Origin of the sequence: Amycolatopsis kentuckyensis (assembly GCF_002155975.1) — a bacterium.
Classification (GTDB): domain Bacteria; phylum Actinomycetota; class Actinomycetes; order Mycobacteriales; family Pseudonocardiaceae; genus Amycolatopsis; species Amycolatopsis kentuckyensis.
Genome location: NZ_MUMI01000177.1, coordinates 1 through 17,810, shown reverse-complemented (window position 1 = coordinate 17,810; position 17,810 = coordinate 1). Strand labels below are relative to the sequence as shown.

Genomic DNA, 17,810 nt, shown 5'->3' with positions numbered 1-17,810 from the left:
GCACGACCTGGGACTCTTCGCTCACCGGGCCGCTCCGGTGAGCCGGTCGAGGACGAAGCCGCGCAGGCCGTCGAGGTCGGTGTCCATCGCCACCTCGATCGGGCGGCCGGGGGAGAACTGCGGATCGTCCTCGCCGAGCCGCCGCCGGTCGACCAGGGTCTGCCCGCGCGCCGGGCCGAGGCCGCAGTCGACGTCGACGCGGTAGGTCTCGGTGTGCAGGATGCCCGGCGAAATCGCCTCGGCGACCGCGACGGCGTCGTGCATGACCATCCGGTCCTCGCCGAACACGCGCGTGTAGTGCTGCCGGTAGGTCGACGTCAGTCCTTCGAGGGTGGCGCCGACGGGCCCCGACGACGCGAGCTTCGCCAGCCATTCGGCGTCGACGGCGCAGCGGTGCGTCAGGTCCAGCGGCACCAGCACGATCGGGACGTCCTCCTCGACCAGCACCCGCCGGGCCGCCTCGGGGTCGCTCCAGATGTTGAATTCGGCGGCCGTCGTGCTGTTGCCGAACGTCACGCCACCGCCCATGATCACCAGCCGTGCGATCTTCGCCGCCGCGCCCGGGTGGGCCGCGAGCAGCGCGGCGATGTTCGTCAGCGGCCCGATCGGGGCGATGGTCACCGGTTCGTCGGCGGCTTCGAGCAGGTCGAGCATCAACCGGACGGCGTCGCGCTCCTCCAGCGGACGGCTCGCCTCGGGAAGCGTGTAGGAGTGGCCCGACAGGCCGTCGCCGCCGTGGACCTCTTTCGCGTCACGCGGCTTCGAGTAGACCAGCGGCCGCGCCGCCCCGGCGGCCACGGGCACGTCGGTGCGGCCGAAGAGTTCCAGCAGCCGGCGCGCGTTCGACGTCGTGCGGTCGAGGGGGACGTTGCCGAAAACCGACGTCACGCCCAGCAGGTCGACGTCCGGGGACAGCGCCGCCAGCGCGATCGCCAGCGCGTCGTCGACGCCCGGGTCGGTGTCGATGATCAGCTTCGTGCCCATCCCGCTCCCCTTGCCTGCGAACCCGTCCCGGACACAGGTTACGGTCACGGGCATGACGTCGATGTGGGGTGCGCCCGCACTGTCGCGGGTGCGGGCCTGGCGCCGCGCCCGGCAGGACCCGCGGCAGGCCAAGTTCCTGACCGCCGACTCGCTGCGCTGGGTGCTGCGCAACCGCGCGTACACGCCCTGGTACCTGGTCCGGTACTACCGGCTGCTCAAGTTCCGGCTCGCCAACCCGCACATCATCCTGCGGGGGATGCTCTTCCTCGGGAAGGACGTCGAGATCCACTGCCGCCCGGGCTACGGGCGGCTGGAGATCGGCCGCTGGGTCCACATCGGCGACGGCAACGCCATCCGCTGCCACGAGGGCTCGTTGCGGATCGGCGACAAGTCCGTGTTCGGCCGCCAGAACGTGATCAACTGCTACCTCGACATCGAGCTCGGCGCGGCCACGCTGGTCGCCGACTGGGTGTACATCTGTGACTTCGATCACGTCATTTCGGACATCCATGTGCCGATCAAAGACCAGGGCATCGTGAAGTCCCCGGTCCGGATCGGCCCGGACACCTGGCTCGGCACCAAGGTCAGCGTCCTCAAGGGCACCCGCATCGGCCGCGGCAGCGTGCTCGGCGCCCACGCGGTCGTCCGTGGTGACATTCCGGACTACTCGATCGCGGTCGGCGCGCCGGCCCGCGTGGTCCGTAACCGCGAAGAGGACTACGCGGCCGACGCCGCCCGGCGCGAAGCCGTCGCGGACATGGCCCGCAAGGCGAACAAGGCCCTGCAGAAGACCCTCGGCGAGCAGTAGGACTACTCAGGCCGCGTGGTCGTTTTTCGCGACATAGTGGGTCGCATGGGGGAGTACCGCGAGGTCGTCGTGTCCGTCCTGCTTGCGCTGGTGGCGGTCGGGTGGCTGATCGCCGTCCCGTACCTGGTGCTGCTGGGCGCGCTGGGGAGCATGCCGGTGTTCGGCACGAGCACGCACCGGGGCGACGCCTACCTGACCTGGGCGGCCTGGCTCGGCGTCGGGCTGCCGCTGGCGGGCGTGGTCGTTTCGGCGACCACGCGGCGCCGCGGGTGGACGTGGTTCTTCGGGATCTGCCTCGCGCTGGCCGCGGTCGTCGCCGGACTGAACTGGGCGGACGACCTCCGGCACGCCCCGCCGCCTCCGCAGGAGCCGCGCCACTGCGTCGAGCGCAGCGGCGGCGGCAACGAGTGCCCAGGCGGCTGACCTGCGGTTTTGCCGGGTGGTCGAAAATCGGCGACGCGCGTTCCCGGCCGTTCGGCGGCGATCCTCGGCTGATCGGCCGATCTCCACCACCCCGGACCCCGGAAGCCTGGGGCCCATGTCGATCACCCGGTTCGCCGTCCCGTTGCTCGCCGCCGCGGCGCTGCTGCCCGTGGTTCCCGCGGTCGCCGCCGCGGACGGGCTCTCCTGGCAGCTCTGCGCCACCGTCGCGAAGGGCTGGGACCCCGGCGACCGCCGCACCGAGTGCGCGCAGGTCACGGTCCCGGTGGACTACGCCGACCCCGGTGGTCCGAAAATCGACATCGCGGTCAGCCGGATCCGGGCGACCGGCACGCGGACCGGCGCGGTGCTGCTGAACCCCGGCGGACCCGGCCAGTCCGGTCTCACCATGCCCGGCAGCATCGCCGACAGCCACGCCGGCGGCCTCGGCGTCCACCACGACCTCGTCGGGTTCGACCCGCGCGGCGTCGGGTACAGCGCCGACCTGCCGTGCCCGACCGAGTTCCCCGAGCCAGGCATCGCCGACAAGGAGAAGGCCCGCGAAGCCGCCGAACGCGCCGCTGCCGCCAACCGCGAGTGCGTCGAGGCCCACCCGGCCTTCGTCCGGAATCTGACCACGCCGACGATCGCCCGCGACCTGGACCGCATCCGCGTTGCGCTCGGCGAGGACAAGATCGGCTACTACGGCGTCTCGTGGGGGACCGCGCTCGGCGCGCAGTACCGGTCGCTCTTCGACGACCACGTCGACAAGATGCTGCTCGACTCCGTCATGCTGCCGGACCTGAACGTCACCGCGATGGACGACGGCCAGGCGACCGCGGGCGAGAACACCTTCCACGACTTCGCGGCCTGGATCGCCAGGTACGACGCCATTTACCGATTCGGGACCACGGAGCCCGCCGTCGCGAAAGCCCTGCTCGGCCTGCGGGAGAAGTACGGCGCGACGGTCAATGGCATGCTCGCCAACCCGCGCCGCGAGTGGGCCGGGCTGGCGAAGCAGCTCGCCGCCATCCGCGACGGCGGACTGCCCGTCGCCGGAAAACCGACCACGGGCGGTCTGGGCTGGGACGGCGAGCCGCACGCCTTCAACCACTTCCAGCAGACAGCGCTGCTCTGCAACGAGTCACCGAGCCCGCGGGACTTCGAGACCGTCTGGCAGCACCGCCTCGACCGGATGCGGCGCCTTCCGGTCGCGGGCGGCTACGGCCTCTACGAACAGCTCTGCGTCGGCTGGCCGCTGCCCGCCCGCCCGTGGTCGTTCGAAAAAGGGACAAGCCCGCTGCAGCTGGCCGGCCACCTCTACGAGCCGGTCACCCCGATCGGCTGGGCGATCGCGATGCAGCGGCGGATCGGCGGCGCGCTGATGACCATCGAGGACGACGCCCACGGCTCGCTGTCGTCGCTGCCCTGCGCCGACGCCGTGGTCACCTTTTTCGACACGGGCAAGACGACGTCGGAGTCGTGCGCGGGAGCGCCGGTCCCGGCGCCGTGACTCAGACGCGGGCCCGCAGCTGTTCGCGGACCTCCATCAGCGCGAAGCCGAGCAGGTTCAGCCCGCGCCAGTAGTCCGGCTTGGTCGCGTTCTTCTCCTCGCGCGCGAGGCCGGTGCCCCAGACGAGGTCCTTCTTGGACGCCTCGACGAGCACCGCGTCCCCGGTCCCCAGCAGGAACCGGCGCAGGTCGCGGTGGGCGCGGAACTTGGCCAGGTTGCCGTCGACGACGATGTCGAACCGGTGCCGCTCCCAGGTGGCGGCGTCGAATCCGGCGACCTCGCGGCCGAGCACCTTCGCCGCCTTCGGGTCGGGGGTGGCCCGGATCAGCTCGGCCTTCTCGTGGTCGCCGAACAGCTCGGCCTTGCCGGCCATCATGTAGTGCTCGGCGGTCGGGTAGACGACGCCGTCGGCCTCGAACGGGTCGACCCACCACTGGCTCAGGCAGCTCGCCGTGACCCGCCCGGACTTCGAGGGCGTGTGCCCGTAGAACAGCAGGTACTCGGGCTCCGCACCCTCGTGGACTTTTTCGCGCAACGCCTCGACACTGCGGACACCGTCGACCTTCACCATCCGCCTAGTGGACCACGTCCTCAGAGCAGGAAGTGGAACAGGGGGCTGCCGGGCTCGATCCGCTCGACCTGCAGCGGGCTCGCGTCCATCCGGGCGAGCAGTCCGGGCAGGTCGGCGGCCTGGGCGATCTCGATGCCGACCAGCGCCGGGCCCATCTCGCGGTTGGTGCGTTTCACGTACTCGAAGCGCGTGATGTCGTCTTCGGGCCCGAGGACCTGCTCGAGGAACCGCCGCAGCGCGCCCGGCTCCTGCGGGAACCCGACGAGGAAGTAGTGCTTCAGCCCTTCGTGCATCAGCGAGCGTTCGAGGATCTCGCTGTAGCGGCTGACGTCGTTGTTGCCGCCGGAGACCAGGCAGACGACGGTCTGGCCGGGCTCGACCTGGACGACCGTGCCGAGCGACGCCGCGGCGAGCGCGCCCGCGGGTTCGGCGATGATCCCGTCGGACTGGTACATCGCGAGCATCTCGGTGCACACCGCGCCCTCGGCGACCGCGGTCAGCTCGGCGCCGCTCTCGCGGATCAGGGGATAGGTGACCGCGCCGGCCTCACGCACGGCAGCGCCGTCGACGAACGAGTCGAGCTCCGGCAGCCGCACCGGGTGCCCGGCCTCGAGGGCCGCGGCCATGCAGGCCGCGCCCGCGGGCTCGACGCCGACGATCCGGACGTCCGGGTGCCGCTCGCGCAGCCAGCTGCCGACCCCGGCGAGCAGCCCGCCGCCGCCGACCGGCACGACCACGACGTCGGGGACGAAGCCGAGCTGCTCGACCACCTCGAGCGCGACCGTGCCCTGGCCGGCGACGGTGCGGACGTCGTCGAACGCGGGCACGAGGGTCGCGCCGGTGCGGTGGGCGTCCTCGTTGGCCGCGGCGAAGGCGTCTTCGTACGTTTCTCCGACAACGATGACCTCGATGTGCGCGCCGCCGAGGGTCGCGATGCGCTCGCGCTTCTGCCGCGGAGTGGTCCCGGGGACGTACACGCGCCCGGTCGCGCCGAGCCTGCGGCACGCGTACGCGACGCCCTGGGCGTGGTTGCCGGCGCTGGCGCAGACGACGCCGCGCGCGCGGACGTCCTCGTCGAGCTGGACGATGAAGTTGTAGGCGCCGCGGATCTTGTACGACCGGACGGTCTGCAGGTCCTCGCGCTTCACCCAGACCTGCGCGTCCACCCGGGACGACAGCCGGGCGCTCGGCTCCAGCGGCGTCCGGGTCACCACCCCGGCCAGCCGCTCGGCGGCCTTTTCGATGGTCGCCGCGGTCACCGTGTCGATGTCGTGCACCCCGGTGAATCTACGACTCGCGCGTCCCGGGCAACCGGCCGGGCCTCCGGGCGCATCAAAGGGGTGACGAACGAGATGGGGGGCCGATGGACGCCGGATTCACCGAGTACGTGACCACGCGGGCGGGATGGCTGCGCAAGGTCGCGTACTTGCTCTGCGGCGACTGGCACCGGGCCGACGACCTGGTCCAGTCGGCGATCACCCGGCTCTACGCGAACTGGCCGCGGGCCGCCCGCGCCGACAACGTGGACGGCTACGTGCGCCGCACGCTGGTCAACACGTTCCTGGCCGAACAGCGGACGTCGTGGTGGCGACGGGTGGATTTGCGCGAAACCGACCAGGACCCGCCCGCGCCCGGCGGGGACGTCGAACTGGCCCTGGACCTGCGGGCGGCGCTGGAACGGCTGCCGGCCCGTCAGCGCGCGACCGTCGTCCTGCGCTACTTCTGCGACCTCCCGGTCGCGGAGACCGCGCGGGCGCTGGGCTGTTCCGAAGGCACCGTCAAGAGCCAGACCGCGAAGGCCGTGGACGCGCTTCGCGCGCTGCTGGGCGAACCGATCCGGGAGGGACGAGGATGACCGACCACGAGCTGGCCACCAAGCTGAAGGAACTGGCCGAGACGCCCGCCCCGCCGCCCCGGATCGACCTCGACCGCGCGCGCCGGATCGGCGGACGCCGTCGTCGCGTGCGGACCACGGTGCTGGTCGTGGGCTGTGCCGCGGTGGTGACGGCCGGGGGACTGACGGTGGTGTCGGCGTTGCGGCCCACGCCCCCGCTCGCGCCGGCGGCCGTCCTGCCCAAGCCGCCGCCTGTCGCGCCGGCGCCCACCGACAACCCGCTGGTGGCGAAGGCGAACTTCGGCTGGCTGCCGGAGCCCGTCAAGGACATCGAGTACGGCGTCGGCGGCCACGGCGACTACGCGCTGGCCATCGGCCGCGGCGACCTGGCGCCGATGATCTGGCTCGCCGTGTACGACCGGGAACCGCCGTTGGACCGCAGGCACGACATGGGCGGGCGGGCGGTGCGCGTCCCGGTCCGGGTCGGTGACCGCGACGGCTACTGGGTCACGACCGATGCCCAGGACCCTCTGAACCAGGGCAACAGCTACCTGCGCTGGCCGACCGCGGACGGCCGCTGGGCCGAGCTGAACGCGTACTACCTTGTCCTTCCCGACCTGCAGCAGGTCTTGCTGAGGGTGGCCGGGGAGGTGACGTTCGCGAACCGCGCGGTGCCCTTGCCGCTGCACATCTCCGGCCTGCCGGAGACGTTCCGCGTCGCCGACGTCAACCTGTGGCGCCGCCCGGACACCGACGGCGTCCCGTGGCGGGCGGTGCTCCAGTACTCGTCGAACGGCGCGCTGGCGACGATCACAGTCTCCCTCCCCGGTGGGCAGGCGGACGGTCTCGGCAAGCCCGTGTGCACGACGAAGAACGGGCTGAAGGCGTGCGTCGCGATCGACAAGCCCCAGGCCGCGGGCATCACCTCGCAGGAGCTGCTGAGCCGGATCACGCTGATCGGCCCGGACGAGTCGAAGTGGACGCCGCACGTGATCGGGTGATCAGCCCTTGGGCACCGCCGGGTAGGGGACGAAGGTGCTGGTGTTCTCGTCGACGGTGAGCTGCTTGCCGATCGTCGGGAACGCGCGCTGCGAGCACGCCGGGCGTTCGCAGACTTTGCAGCCCATCCCGATCGGCGTCGCCGCGGCGGGCTCGTCCAGGTCGAGGCCGGTCGAATAGACCAGCCGCCCGGCGTGACGCAGTTCGCAGCCGAGGCCGACCGTGAACGTCTTGCCCGGGCTGCCGTAGCCGCCGATGTTGCGCGACACCGTGCGCGCGATCCAGAAGTAGCTCTTGCCGTCGGGCAGGGTGGCGATCTGGGTGAGGATCTTGCCCGGCTGGGTGAACGCCTCGTAGATGTTCCACAGCGGACAGGCCCCGCCGACCCGGGAGAAGTGGAACCCGGCCGCCGACTGCCGCTTCGACATGTTCCCGGCCCGGTCCACCCGCACGAACGAGAACGGCACCCCGCGCTGCTTGGGCCGCTGCAGCGTGGACAGCCGGTGGCAGACCGTCTCGAAGCCGACGCCGTAGTGGTCGCAGAGCCGCTCGATGTCGTAGCGGAACCGTTCGGCCGTGGCCAGGAACGGCCCGTAGGGCAGGATCAGCGCCCCGGCGAAGTAGTTCGCCAGGCCGACGCGGGCGAGCGAGCGGGCGGCCGGGCCGGAGAACGCCCACGAATCGGCCAGCTCGGTGATGAGGTCGTCGTACTCGAGCAGGGCGATCTGCGAAGCCATCCGGAACGCCTGCTGCCCGACCCGCAGGCTGGGCGCCAGCCGCAGCACCCGGGTCACCGGCTCGTAGCGGTGCTGCTGGCCGGCGGCTTCGTCGATGCCTTCGCTGGTCACCTCGACGCCGTAGCGCTGGGACAGCCGTTCCTTCAGCGCGCCCAGCACCTGGCCGCGCAGCAGCGGGATGTCCGCGGCCATCTTCTCCGCGCGTTCGTCCAGTTCCGCGACATAGTTCTCGCGCTCGTAGAAGAAGTCGCGGACCTCCTCGTGCGGCAGCGGCGCGGCGGCACTGCCGTGCAGGCCCAGGCCGTTTTCCGTGGTCAGCGCGGCGGTGCTCTCGACGGCGTTGCGGTAGCTGCGGTGCAGCTTGACCAGCGCCTGGGCGATCGCCGGGAGGTTCGTGGCCAGGTCGTTGAGCTCGCCGGTCGTGACGTCGATGCCGAGGACCTCGTCGAGCAGGGCTTCCTTGACGTCGGCGACCAGCCGGGACGTGTCGTGGTTGGCGAAGAACTCGGTGTCGACGCCGAACGCCTGCGTGATCCGCAGCAGCACCGGCACGGTCAGCGGGCGCGAGTTGTGCTCGATCTGGTTGAGGTAACTGGGTGAGATCTCCAGCACACGGGCGAGATCGGCCTGGCTCATCGAGCGGCTTTCGCGGAGGTGCCGCAGTCGCGCGCCGGCGAAAGTCTTCTCCATTCTTGCCCTCCTTCCCGGAAGGTTTCCGGTCCTGAACGGTTACGTGAACGGTCAAGAACGCGGATTTTCGATCACTTGCGAACCAGCCGATTCGCAACCTTTGCAAGGAGCGTACGTACCCTTCGCACAAATTGGCAAATTGGACAACTGGACCCCGTTTTCGCTGGCGTGTCAGGGTCAGGGCAAGCAAGGCGAGCAATCGCAAACTTCGCAACACCGGGAGATCCGATGACGGAACAGGCCAAGCAGGCGGCCGCGGAGCTGGCCGCGCAGTGGGCGAGCGACCCCCGCTGGGCGGGCGTGCAGCGCTCCTACTCGGCCGAAGACGTGATCAAGCTGCGCGGCAGCGTCGTCGAGGAGCACACCCTGGCCCGCCGCGGCGCGGAGAAGCTGTGGGACCTGCTGCACACCGAGGACTACATCCACGCGCTCGGCGCCCTGACCGGTAACCAGGCGGTTCAGCAGGTCCGGGCGGGCCTGCAGGCGATCTACCTGTCCGGCTGGCAGGTCGCGGCCGACGCCAACCTGGCGAGCCAGACCTACCCCGACCAGAGCCTCTACCCGGCCAACTCGGTGCCGGCCGTGGTCCGCCGCATCAACAACGCGCTGGGCCGCGCCGACCAGATCAGCTGGGCCGAGGGCAACACCGACATCGACTGGTACGCCCCGATCGTCGCCGACGCCGAGGCCGGCTTCGGTGGCCCGCTCAACGCGTTCGAGCTGATGAAGGGCATGATCGCGGCCGGCGCCGCGGGCGTGCACTGGGAGGACCAGCTCGCGTCCGAGAAGAAGTGTGGTCACCTCGGCGGCAAGGTCCTCATCCCGACCAAGCAGCACGAGCGCACGCTGAACGCCGCCCGCCTCGCCGCGGACGTGCTGAACGTGCCGTCGCTGATCGTCGCCCGCACCGACGCGCAGGCCGCGACGCTGCTGACCAGCGACGTCGACGAGCGCGACCAGCAGTTCCTCACCGGTGGCCGCACCGCCGAGGGCTTCTACGAGGTCCGCAACGGCATCGAGCCCTGCATCGAGCGCGGCCTGGCCTACGCCCAGTACGCCGACCTGCTCTGGATGGAGACGTCCGAGCCGGACCTCGAGGTGGCGCGCAAGTACGCCGAGGCCATCAAGGCGAAGTTCCCGGACCAGATGCTGGCCTACAACTGCTCGCCGTCGTTCAACTGGAAGAAGCACCTGGACGACGCCACGATCGCGAAGTTCCAGCGCGAGCTCGGCCACATGGGCTACAAGTTCCAGTTCATCACGCTGGCCGGCTTCCACGCGCTGAACTACTCGATGTTCGACCTGGCGCACGGCTACGCCCGCGAGGGCATGACCGCCTACGTCGACCTGCAGGAGCGCGAGTTCGCTTCGGAGAGCCGCGGCTACACCGCGACCAAGCACCAGCGCGAGGTCGGCACCGGCTACTTCGACCAGGTCGCCACCGCGCTGAACCCGGAGAGCTCGACCACCGCGCTCAAGGGCTCCACCGAAGAAGCCCAGTTCCACTGATCCCGGCCGCGGCCTGACGACGGCAACCCCCACCGTCGTCAGGCCGCGTCCTTCCCCCTTCTTTCCTTCCCTGCCCACAGCTCGCGGAGGCACCCCATGGTTGATCGGCTGAACTACCGCATCGAGGTCACCGGGCCGGTCGAGGGCCGGTTCGCCGAGATCCTGACCCCGGCGGCACTCGACTTCCTGGCCAAGCTGGACAACACGTTCGCCGGCCGCCGGCGCGAGCTGCTCGACGCCCGCCGCGTGCGGCGCGAGGAACTGCAGTCCGGGGAGAAGCCGCTCGGCTTCCTGCCGGAGACCCGCCGGGTCCGTGACGACGAGTCGTGGCACGTCGCCCCGACCGCGCCGGGCCTGGAGGACCGCCGCGTCGAGATCACCGGCCCGACCGACCGCAAGATGACGGTCAACGCGCTGAACTCCGGCGCCAAGGTCTGGCTGGCGGACTTCGAAGACGCGACGTCGCCGACCTGGCACAACGTCATCGACGGCCAGCTCAACCTGTTCGACGCCATCCGCCGCAACATCGACTTCACGACGGAAGCCGGCAAGCGCTACACGATCGGCGAAGACCCGGCGACGATCGTCGCGCGGCCCCGCGGCTGGCACCTGGTGGAGAAGCACATCCGCATCGACGGCCGCCCGGTGTCGGCGAGCCTGGTCGACTTCGGCCTGTACTTCTTCCACAACGCGCGCCAGCTGCTCGCCCGCGGCGTCGGCCCGTACTTCTACCTGCCGAAGCTGGAAAACCACCTCGAAGCGCGCCTGTGGAACGACGTCTTCCTGCTGGCCCAGCGCGAACTCGGCATCCCGCGCGGCACCATCCGCGCCACCGTGCTGATCGAGACGATCACCGCCGCGTTCGAGATGGACGAAATCCTCTACGAGCTGCGCGAGCACGCCGCGGGCCTGAACGCCGGCCGCTGGGACTACATCTTCAGCCTCATCAAGAACTTCGCCGCGCACGGCGCCGACTTCGTCCTGCCGGACCGCGCGCAGGTCACCATGACCGTGCCGTTCATGCGGGCCTACACCGAGCTGCTCGTGCGCACCTGCCACCGGCGCGGCGCGCACGCCATCGGCGGCATGGCCGCGTTCATTCCGAGCCGCGATCCCGAGATCAACGCGACCGCGATCGAGAAGGTCCGCGCGGACAAGGAACGCGAGGCCGGCGACGGATTCGACGGCTCCTGGGTCGCGCACCCTGGCCTGGTCCCGGTCTGCCGCGAGGTCTTCGACAGCGTGCTCGGCGGCTGGCCCAACCAGCTCGGCAAGCTCCGCGAGGACGTCCACGTCACCGCCGAGGACCTCCTGGACGTGGCCAGCGCGGGCGGCGAGGTCACCGAGGCGGGCGTGCGCGCGAACATCAACGTCGCGCTGCGGTACGTCGACGCGTGGCTGCGCGGCACCGGCGCGGCGGCGATCCACAACCTCATGGAGGACGCGGCCACCGCGGAGATCGCGCGCTGCCAGATCTGGCAGTGGATCCGCAACGGCACGAAGCTCGAGGACGGCACGGCGCTGACCCGCGAGCTGGCGGTCGAATTCCTGGACGACGAACTCGCGTCGGTGCGGGCCGACCTCGGCGCGGGCAACCGCCTCGACGACGCCCGCGAGATCTTCACCGAGACCGCGCTGGGCGAGAAGCTGCCGAGCTTCCTCACCACGGGTGCCTACGCGCGGTACCTCACGGACGCCCGGTAGCAGGGCCCCGGCTTCCCCTACCTGACGAGGGGAAGCCGGATTCCACACTGTTGGGATGGTGTGGGTCCGGACCGGCCCGGTGACGGCGGCTCCCCGTCACCGGGCCGGTTCATGTCCGTCACAGCAGGAAAACCCGTCGCGTCACGACGCCCGCAGGTGGTTCGCAGCAGGTGAACCCGGTGATGCCGGGCAGTGCGGTGGTCGTGGTCGGAATGGTGACCAGCCACCGGATCGTCCGGACGGCATAAGCCGCGACCAGCAGCGCCATCGCCACCAGAAGGACCGTGGCCAGCGCCTGGTAGTTCCGGATGACGCCGAGCCCGCCGTACCGCAGGACGAAGACGACCGAGCCGAGTGACGAAAACACCGACCACAGCGTCAGGAACGCGGCGCCGGCGAGCCCGGCCGGGCTCCCTTTGAGGTCGGTCGACTTGTCCTTCGGCTTCGCGACCTGCCCCACGGTGTACGCGATCGGAGCGCAGGCGGCGATGGCCAAGTAGAGCGCCGAGGCGACCGCGAAGGCCGCCGATGCTCCCGGCGCGATCGCCGTGTCGAGCTTGCCGGAGAAGGCGGCCAGCAGCGCGGCGAACGCGGCGGTCAACGCCGTGAGGTTGCTGGCCCAGCTGTCAGCGAACTTCCACTGGGCGCCGCCGGGCAGGTCGAGGTTGTTCTTCCTGAAGGCGAGCCTCGCTAGGACGAGGGTCACTGCGACGGCCGCGATGAGCCCGGCGATCAGCCCGTGGCCGAGAACACGCCAATCGGGTACGGCCTGGTCCGCGGCCGCCGCGACGAAGATCTTCATGGGACCGGCTCCTCTGCGTAGTCGCTGCTGGTGGCCCTTAGTCGGCCCCTGGCGGCGGCTCGTTACGCAGAGTTGTCACTCACACGAGTGCTCTCAGCAGGACTTTTGCGGCTTCGCCCGCCGTGTCCGCCTCGCGCGGGTCCCCGGTGATGGCGGCGAGCACGGTCGCGCCCTCCATGAGCGAAAACAGCTGGTCGGCGAGGCTCCGGTCGGGAACGAGACCACGCAGGTAGGCCCGAACCTCGTCTTTGTGCTTGCGAATCGCGGCGGCGATCCCCGGGGTGGGCTCGCCGAACTCGCCGAAGGAGTTGATGAACGCACAGCCGCGGAAGCCCGGCTCGGCGAACCAGTTCTTCAGCCAGGCGAACACGGCCAAGGGGTCGTCGCCGCGGGCGTGGACGAAATCGCGCAACGAGCGGCGCCAGCGTTCGTCGCGGCGAAGCAGGTACGCCTCGACCAGGTCGTTCTTCGCCGGGAAGCACTGGTAGAGCCGTTTGAGCGAGACGCCCGAGCGTTCGCGGACGGCGTCCATCCCGACCGCTTGCACGCCGTGGGCGTAGAAGAGGTCCTCGGCGGCCTCCAGCAGCCGGTCGGTCGCCTCCGTGGAATCCATGTCACCTGCCCCTGGCGCTGAGAATGATCGTTCTCTACTCTAGCGTGAGCAGTGGAGAACGCACGTTCTCCCCGTCCGGAAGGAGCTCCCATGACCCCGCGCCCGCCGTTCCCGCCCTTCGACGAGGACACCGCCCGCCAGAAGGTCCAGGCCGCCGAAGACGCCTGGAACACCCGCGACCCGGAGCGCGTCTCGCTCGCGTACACCGAGGATTCGGTCTGGCGCAATCGCGACCAATACGTCGTCGGCCGCGCCCGGATCGTCGAGTTCCTCACCGCGAAATGGGCGCGCGAGCTGGACTACGCCCTGCGCAAGGAGCTGTGGGGCTTTCGCGGCAACCGCATCGGCGTCCGGTTCCAGTACGAGTCCCGGACCAACGAGGGGCAGTGGTTCCGCAGCTACGGCAACGAGCTCTGGGAGTTCAGCGACGAAGGCCTGATGCGTCGCCGCGAAGCGAGCATCAACGACGTCCCGATCGCCGAAGCCGACCGCCGCATCTTCGGCCCCCGACCGGAGTCGGAGCACGGCGTGCTGTTGCCGGTCTTCTGAGTCCGCTCTCCGCGGAACGACGTCCGAGCCGGCCGGGCCGTGGCCATGCTCGGGACATGACGACCTCGGCGTTCGGCGGCGAAGTGAGCGAGTACTACCAGCGGTTCCGCCGCGGCTATCCGCCCGAGGTCGCGGAAGGGCTGGCCACGGCGTTCGCGTTGACCCGCGACGACGTCGTCCTCGACCTCGGCTGCGGCACCGGCCAGCTCACCCGGGCGCTGGCGCCCCGCGTCCGGGCGGTGCTGGGCATGGACCCGGAGCCGGCGATGCTGGCCCAGGCCCGGCAGGCGACGGCGGACCCGAATGTCAGCTGGCTGCTCGGCGCGGATTCCGACGTCGCCGCGCTGTTGCCCGCCCTCGGGCCGGGGCGCTTGGCCGCGGTCACGGTGGCGCAGGCGTTGCACTGGATGGACCACGAGCGGCTGTTCGCGGCGGTCCGCCCGCTGCTGCGTCCCGGCGGCGGGGTCGCGGTGGTGACCAACGGCGAGCCGCTGTGGTTGCAGGACACGGCGTGGTCGGCCGCGCTGCGGGAAGTCGTCTCCGCCTACCTCGGCACCCCGCTGCACCGGACCTGTGGCACGGACGACGCGAGCCAGGAGCGGTACGCGAAGGCCCTCGCGGCCGCCGGGTATGCCGTGAGCTCGGCGGTCGTCGAGTACTCCGCGCCGCTGAGCGTCGAGGAAATCGCCGGTGGCGTTTTTTCGGCCATGAGCCCCGAGCAGCTGCCCGGCCCCGACGCGAGGCCGGCGTTCACCGACCGCATCCGGGCGGCCGTCGCCCCGCACGGCCCGCTGCGGGAACAGGTCCGGGTCCGGCTGCTGACCGGAACCCGGTGATCACCTAGATTTCCGGGATCTCGGCCGGGACCGGTTCGAAGGCGTTGCCGGTGGCGATCTTGGGCCGGGGCAGCTCGACCGGTTCGCCCGGCTTCGTCCGCCGGTAGACCTCGGCGGTCGCTTCGGCGATCCGGCCCCAGTCGAAGTCCGCGGCCAGCCGGGACTGCGCGGCCCGCGCCCGCTCGGCCGCGGCGTCGGCGTCGGAGAGCACGGTCGTCACCGCGGCGGCCAGCGCGCCGACGTCCCCGGGGCTGAACGCCAGCCCGGTCTCGCCGTGCACGACGACCTCGCCGAGCCCGCCGGCGGTCGACGCCACCAGCGGCGCCTTCGCCGCCGCGGCCTCCAGGGCGACGATGCCGAACGGCTCGTACCGGCTGGGCAGCACCACGGCGTCGGCCGCGGCCAGCGCCGCGCGGAGGTCGCGGTCGGAGAGGTGCCCGACGAAGTCGACCGCGCGCCGCACCCGCAGCTTCCGCGACTGTTCGACCAGCTCGTCGAAGTGTCGTCCTTTTCCGGCAACGACCACGCGGGTGCCCGGGTGGCGGCGCCGGATGCGGGGGAGCGCGGCCAGCAGGTCCTGCACGCCCTTCTCCCACTCGAGTCGTCCGAAATAGAGCAACAGCGGCGCCCCGGCCGGGCTGTAGACCTCGCGGGCATGGGCGATCTCGTCCGCGGGCACCTGCCAGCCGCGCTCCTCGATGCCGTTGTGGATCACCGTGACGTCCTCGGCCTCGACCTCGAAGAGGTGCGCGACCTCGCGGCGCATCGCCTGGGAGCAGGTGATCAGCGCGTCGGCGCGGTTCGCCAGCCACCACTCGACCGAGTGGACCTGCTGGTTCAGCGGGTGCGACAGCCAGCCGGAGTGCCGCCCGGCCTCGGTCGCGTGGATGGTGCCGACCAGCGGCACGCGCGCGGCCTCGGCGATCGCGATGGCCGGGTGGGCGACCAGCCAGTCGTGCGCGTGGACGACGTCGGGCTGCCAAGTGCGCAGCAGGTCCTGCGCGGCGCGGATCATGGCGTGCCCCATGGCCAGCGTCCAGGCGACGAGGTCCCGTTCGAAGGTCACGTGCATCGGGTCCTCGGCGACCCGGATGATCCGCACGCCCTCGACGACGCGGTCGGTGCGCGGGTGCGTCCCGGCGTCGGTGCCGGCGGCGTGCCGGCAGAGCACCACGACGTCGTGGCCTTGACGGGCGAGGTGGGTGGCGAGCGCGTGGACGTGCCGGGCCAGGCCCCCGATGGCCACGGGCGGGTACTCCCAGGACAGCATCAGCACTCGCATGGGCAGAGGTTACTCGCGAGTCAGAAGGCCGCGACGCGCCCGTGCTCGCGAAGTGTTCACATGTGATCCCGATCACTGGCCGGTGCGCGGATCTCTGCCACCATCGACCGGGATGACTTCTCCCGAGGACCCCGGCTGGCGCCGGCTCGACCCGCCCCTGCCGACCCCGTGGAGCGGCGACGTCGCTCCGGACAACGCCCTGCCCGAGTACCCGCGGCCCCAGCTGACGCGGCCTCGCTGGCTCAACCTCAACGGCGTCTGGGAGTACGCGGGCTGGCCGTCGTCGCCGGACGAACCACGGCCGTCCGGCTACGCCGAGCGCATCCTGGTCCCGTTCCCGCCGGAATCGGCGTTGTCCGGAATTCGACGACGCGACGAAGTCCTCTGGTACCGGCGTCTCTTCGAAGTCCCCGGCGACTGGCGCGGCTCCCGGGTCCTCCTGCACTTCGGCGCGGTCGACCAGACGGCGAAGGTCTGGGTCAACAACCAGCTCGTCGCCACCCACGAAGGCGGCTACACGGCGTTCAGTGCGGACATCACCGACGTCCTGCGCGCTTCGGGGCCGCAGGAGCTGACCGTCCGCGCCGAGGACCGCACCGACATCGAGCCCTTCCCCGTCGGGAAACAACGCAACGCGCCCGGCGGGATCTGCTACACGCCGTCGTCCGGAATCTGGCAAACGGTGTGGCTGGAGCCGGTCCCCGAGGCCCGGATCGAACGCCTCGACCTGACCCCGGACCTGACCGGTGTGACGGTGTTCCCGCAGGTCACCGGTGGCGCGGAGGTCGTTGTCGTCATTTCGGCGAACGACGTCGAGGTCGCGCGGGCGTCGGGCGCGGCCGGGACGTCGGTGCGCGTGGACGTCCCTGCGCCGCGCCTCTGGACCCCCGACGACCCGCACCTCTACTCGCTGCGTGTCCGGCTGCTCGACGAGCGTGGTTCGATTTCGGACGAGGTCGGCAGCTACGCCGGCCTGCGGACGATCGGCCTGGTCCCGGACCCGGAGGGCCGTCCGCGGATCGCCCTCAACGGCCGGGTCACTTTTTTGCACGGACCGCTCGACCAGGGCTACTGGCCGGACGGCATCTCGACCGCGCCCACCGACGAAGCCCTGCGGTTCGACCTCGAGAAGACGAAGGAGCTGGGCTTCAACTTCGTCCGCAAGCACGTCAAGGTCGAGCCGGCCCGCTGGTACTTCTGGGCCGACACGCTGGGCTTGGTCGTCTGGCAGGACATGCCGTCGCTGACCGTGTCGTTCGACGGCCCGCCCGGGATCGCGCCGGACCCGATCCCGCGGGCCCGCGAGCGGTTCGAGGCGGAGCTGGCCGAAATGGTGACGCAGCTGCGCGCGATCCCGTCGATCGTCGGCTGGGTCCCCTTCAACGAGGGTTGGGGCGAGTTCGACACCGCCCGTGTCGCGAAATCGGTCAAAGCCCTCGACCCGACGCGGCTGGTGATCGCGAACAGTGGCGTGAACTGCTGTTTCTCCCGGCCGGACAGCGGCGCGGGTGACGTCTACGACGACCACACGTACGTGGGCCCGGGTACGCCGTCGGTGCACGACGGCCGCGTGATCGTCGACGGCGAGTACGGCGGCCTCGGTCTGGTTCTGGACGACCACCGCTGGCCCGGCCCGCCGAACGCGTACGAGATGACGCCGACCCGGGAGCGGCTCACCGAGCGCTACGCCGAGGTGAGCGCCGCCCTCGAACGGGTCGTGGCGGAGCGGGGTCTGTCCGGCGCCGTCTACACCCAGACGACGGATGTCGAAAACGAGGTCAACGGGCTGCTCACCTACGACCGCCGGGTGGTCAAAGTGGATCCGGTGGTGGTCGCGAAGTGCGCGCGGGCGGTGATCGAAATGGGCTCGTCCTGATTTCGAAAACGGCGTTGGGGAATTCCGGTATTCCGCGACAAACCTCTGCCGCAGCCGAAATGGCGTGAAGGTGCCGGGGCGGC

17 protein-coding genes are annotated in these 17,810 nt (G+C 70.9%); 10 read left to right on the top strand and 7 right to left on the bottom strand.

All coding sequences use genetic code 11. The features are described 5' to 3' along the window. Window positions 1-21: 21 nt before the first annotated feature. Window positions 22-984, bottom strand: a complete 963-nt coding sequence (locus CCN39_RS18020) for a nucleoside hydrolase (protein WP_086843456.1) — start codon at window positions 982-984, stop codon at window positions 22-24. Window positions 985-1,036: 52 nt separating this feature from the next. Between CCN39_RS18020 and CCN39_RS18015 the strand changes: the two genes are divergently transcribed. From CCN39_RS18015 to CCN39_RS18005, 3 genes are all read left to right on the top strand, one after another. Next, window positions 1,037-1,792 (top strand): acyltransferase, encoded by a 756-nt coding sequence (locus tag CCN39_RS18015; protein WP_086843454.1) that lies wholly within the window; start codon window positions 1,037-1,039, stop codon window positions 1,790-1,792. A 45-nt stretch (window positions 1,793-1,837) separates the two neighbouring features. Next, window positions 1,838-2,215 (top strand): hypothetical protein, encoded by a 378-nt coding sequence (locus CCN39_RS18010; protein ID WP_086843452.1) that lies wholly within the window; start codon window positions 1,838-1,840, stop codon window positions 2,213-2,215. A 115-nt stretch (window positions 2,216-2,330) separates the two neighbouring features. Then, window positions 2,331-3,725, top strand: coding sequence for an alpha/beta fold hydrolase (locus tag CCN39_RS18005; RefSeq protein ID WP_086843450.1), 1,395 nt, complete (start codon window positions 2,331-2,333; stop codon window positions 3,723-3,725). A 1-nt stretch (window position 3,726) separates the two neighbouring features. Here CCN39_RS18005 and ybiA read toward each other — a convergent pair whose 3' ends face one another. After that, window positions 3,727-4,296, bottom strand: a complete 570-nt coding sequence (ybiA, locus tag CCN39_RS18000) for a riboflavin biosynthesis intermediates N-glycosidase (RefSeq protein ID WP_086843448.1) — start codon at window positions 4,294-4,296, stop codon at window positions 3,727-3,729. A 20-nt stretch (window positions 4,297-4,316) separates the two neighbouring features. Next, the gene (gene ilvA / locus CCN39_RS17995; protein WP_086843447.1) at window positions 4,317-5,573 is read right to left on the bottom strand and encodes a threonine ammonia-lyase IlvA; all 1,257 of its coding nucleotides are present in this window, start codon (window positions 5,571-5,573) and stop codon (window positions 4,317-4,319) included. Window positions 5,574-5,659: 86 nt separating this feature from the next. Between ilvA and CCN39_RS17990 the strand changes: the two genes are divergently transcribed. Further along, the gene (locus CCN39_RS17990) at window positions 5,660-6,151 is read left to right on the top strand and encodes a SigE family RNA polymerase sigma factor (RefSeq protein ID WP_086843445.1); all 492 of its coding nucleotides are present in this window, start codon (window positions 5,660-5,662) and stop codon (window positions 6,149-6,151) included. Further along, window positions 6,148-7,131: a hypothetical protein gene (locus CCN39_RS17985; RefSeq protein ID WP_086843443.1), complete on the top strand. Its 984-nt coding sequence runs from the start codon at window positions 6,148-6,150 to the stop codon at window positions 7,129-7,131. The genes CCN39_RS17990 and CCN39_RS17985 overlap by 4 nt, the downstream gene beginning before the upstream one ends. On the opposite strand, the gene CCN39_RS17980 is transcribed toward CCN39_RS17985, so the two are convergent. Further along, the gene (locus tag CCN39_RS17980) at window positions 7,132-8,556 is read right to left on the bottom strand and encodes a short-chain fatty acyl-CoA regulator family protein (RefSeq protein ID WP_086843441.1); all 1,425 of its coding nucleotides are present in this window, start codon (window positions 8,554-8,556) and stop codon (window positions 7,132-7,134) included. Window positions 8,557-8,784: 228 nt separating this feature from the next. Here CCN39_RS17980 and aceA point away from each other — a divergent pair, with 228 nt between their 5' ends. Together aceA and aceB are read left to right on the top strand one after the other, a co-directional pair. Then, a complete protein-coding gene (aceA, locus tag CCN39_RS17975; RefSeq protein ID WP_086843439.1) occupies window positions 8,785-10,065 on the top strand; it encodes an isocitrate lyase in 1,281 nt (426 codons plus the stop codon). Between the two features lie 96 nt (window positions 10,066-10,161). Then, entirely contained in the window at window positions 10,162-11,769 is a 1,608-nt protein-coding gene (gene aceB, locus CCN39_RS17970; protein ID WP_086843437.1) for a malate synthase A, read from the top strand. A gap of 118 nt (window positions 11,770-11,887) precedes the next feature. On the opposite strand, the gene CCN39_RS17965 is transcribed toward aceB, so the two are convergent. Together CCN39_RS17965 and CCN39_RS17960 are read right to left on the bottom strand one after the other, a co-directional pair. After that, window positions 11,888-12,571 carry a hypothetical protein gene (locus CCN39_RS17965; RefSeq protein WP_086843435.1) on the bottom strand — a complete coding sequence of 228 codons (684 nt, stop codon included), beginning with the start codon at window positions 12,569-12,571 and terminating at the stop codon, window positions 11,888-11,890. Window positions 12,572-12,650: 79 nt separating this feature from the next. Further along, window positions 12,651-13,184, bottom strand: a complete 534-nt coding sequence (locus tag CCN39_RS17960) for a TetR/AcrR family transcriptional regulator (protein WP_086843433.1) — start codon at window positions 13,182-13,184, stop codon at window positions 12,651-12,653. 90 nt (window positions 13,185-13,274) lie between these two features. Between CCN39_RS17960 and CCN39_RS17955 the strand changes: the two genes are divergently transcribed. Next, window positions 13,275-13,733 (top strand): nuclear transport factor 2 family protein, encoded by a 459-nt coding sequence (locus CCN39_RS17955; RefSeq protein WP_086843431.1) that lies wholly within the window; start codon window positions 13,275-13,277, stop codon window positions 13,731-13,733. Between the two features lie 56 nt (window positions 13,734-13,789). Next, window positions 13,790-14,569 carry a class I SAM-dependent methyltransferase gene (locus CCN39_RS17950; RefSeq protein WP_086843429.1) on the top strand — a complete coding sequence of 260 codons (780 nt, stop codon included), beginning with the start codon at window positions 13,790-13,792 and terminating at the stop codon, window positions 14,567-14,569. A gap of 4 nt (window positions 14,570-14,573) precedes the next feature. On the opposite strand, the gene CCN39_RS17945 is transcribed toward CCN39_RS17950, so the two are convergent. Continuing rightward, the gene (locus CCN39_RS17945; protein WP_086843428.1) at window positions 14,574-15,851 is read right to left on the bottom strand and encodes a glycosyltransferase family 4 protein; all 1,278 of its coding nucleotides are present in this window, start codon (window positions 15,849-15,851) and stop codon (window positions 14,574-14,576) included. A 112-nt stretch (window positions 15,852-15,963) separates the two neighbouring features. On the opposite strand from CCN39_RS17945, the gene CCN39_RS17940 reads away from it, so the two are divergent. Further along, a complete protein-coding gene (locus CCN39_RS17940; protein ID WP_086843426.1) occupies window positions 15,964-17,727 on the top strand; it encodes a glycoside hydrolase family 2 protein in 1,764 nt (587 codons plus the stop codon). The last annotated feature ends 83 nt before the right edge of the window (window positions 17,728-17,810 follow it).

Excerpts from the sequence above, each read along its gene's own strand:
- CCN39_RS18015 (WP_086843454.1), top strand. The coding sequence starts at position 1,037 with ATGACGTCGATGTGGGGTGCGCCCGCACTGTCGCGGGTGCGGGCCTGG.
- CCN39_RS17940 (WP_086843426.1), top strand. The coding sequence starts at position 15,964 with ATGACTTCTCCCGAGGACCCCGGCTGGCGCCGGCTCGACCCGCCCCTG.
- CCN39_RS18005 (WP_086843450.1), top strand. The coding sequence starts at position 2,331 with ATGTCGATCACCCGGTTCGCCGTCCCGTTGCTCGCCGCCGCGGCGCTG.
- ybiA (WP_086843448.1), bottom strand. The coding sequence starts at position 4,296 with ATGGTGAAGGTCGACGGTGTCCGCAGTGTCGAGGCGTTGCGCGAAAAA.
- CCN39_RS17955 (WP_086843431.1), top strand. The coding sequence starts at position 13,275 with ATGACCCCGCGCCCGCCGTTCCCGCCCTTCGACGAGGACACCGCCCGC.
- CCN39_RS18010 (WP_086843452.1), top strand. The coding sequence starts at position 1,838 with ATGGGGGAGTACCGCGAGGTCGTCGTGTCCGTCCTGCTTGCGCTGGTG.
- CCN39_RS17960 (WP_086843433.1), bottom strand. The coding sequence starts at position 13,184 with ATGGATTCCACGGAGGCGACCGACCGGCTGCTGGAGGCCGCCGAGGAC.
- CCN39_RS17985 (WP_086843443.1), top strand. The coding sequence starts at position 6,148 with ATGACCGACCACGAGCTGGCCACCAAGCTGAAGGAACTGGCCGAGACG.
- CCN39_RS17980 (WP_086843441.1), bottom strand. The coding sequence starts at position 8,556 with ATGGAGAAGACTTTCGCCGGCGCGCGACTGCGGCACCTCCGCGAAAGC.
- aceA (WP_086843439.1), top strand. The coding sequence starts at position 8,785 with ATGACGGAACAGGCCAAGCAGGCGGCCGCGGAGCTGGCCGCGCAGTGG.
- CCN39_RS18020 (WP_086843456.1), bottom strand. The coding sequence starts at position 984 with ATGGGCACGAAGCTGATCATCGACACCGACCCGGGCGTCGACGACGCG.
- CCN39_RS17950 (WP_086843429.1), top strand. The coding sequence starts at position 13,790 with ATGACGACCTCGGCGTTCGGCGGCGAAGTGAGCGAGTACTACCAGCGG.
- aceB (WP_086843437.1), top strand. The coding sequence starts at position 10,162 with ATGGTTGATCGGCTGAACTACCGCATCGAGGTCACCGGGCCGGTCGAG.
- CCN39_RS17965 (WP_086843435.1), bottom strand. The coding sequence starts at position 12,571 with ATGAAGATCTTCGTCGCGGCGGCCGCGGACCAGGCCGTACCCGATTGG.
- CCN39_RS17990 (WP_086843445.1), top strand. The coding sequence starts at position 5,660 with ATGGACGCCGGATTCACCGAGTACGTGACCACGCGGGCGGGATGGCTG.
- CCN39_RS17945 (WP_086843428.1), bottom strand. The coding sequence starts at position 15,851 with ATGCGAGTGCTGATGCTGTCCTGGGAGTACCCGCCCGTGGCCATCGGG.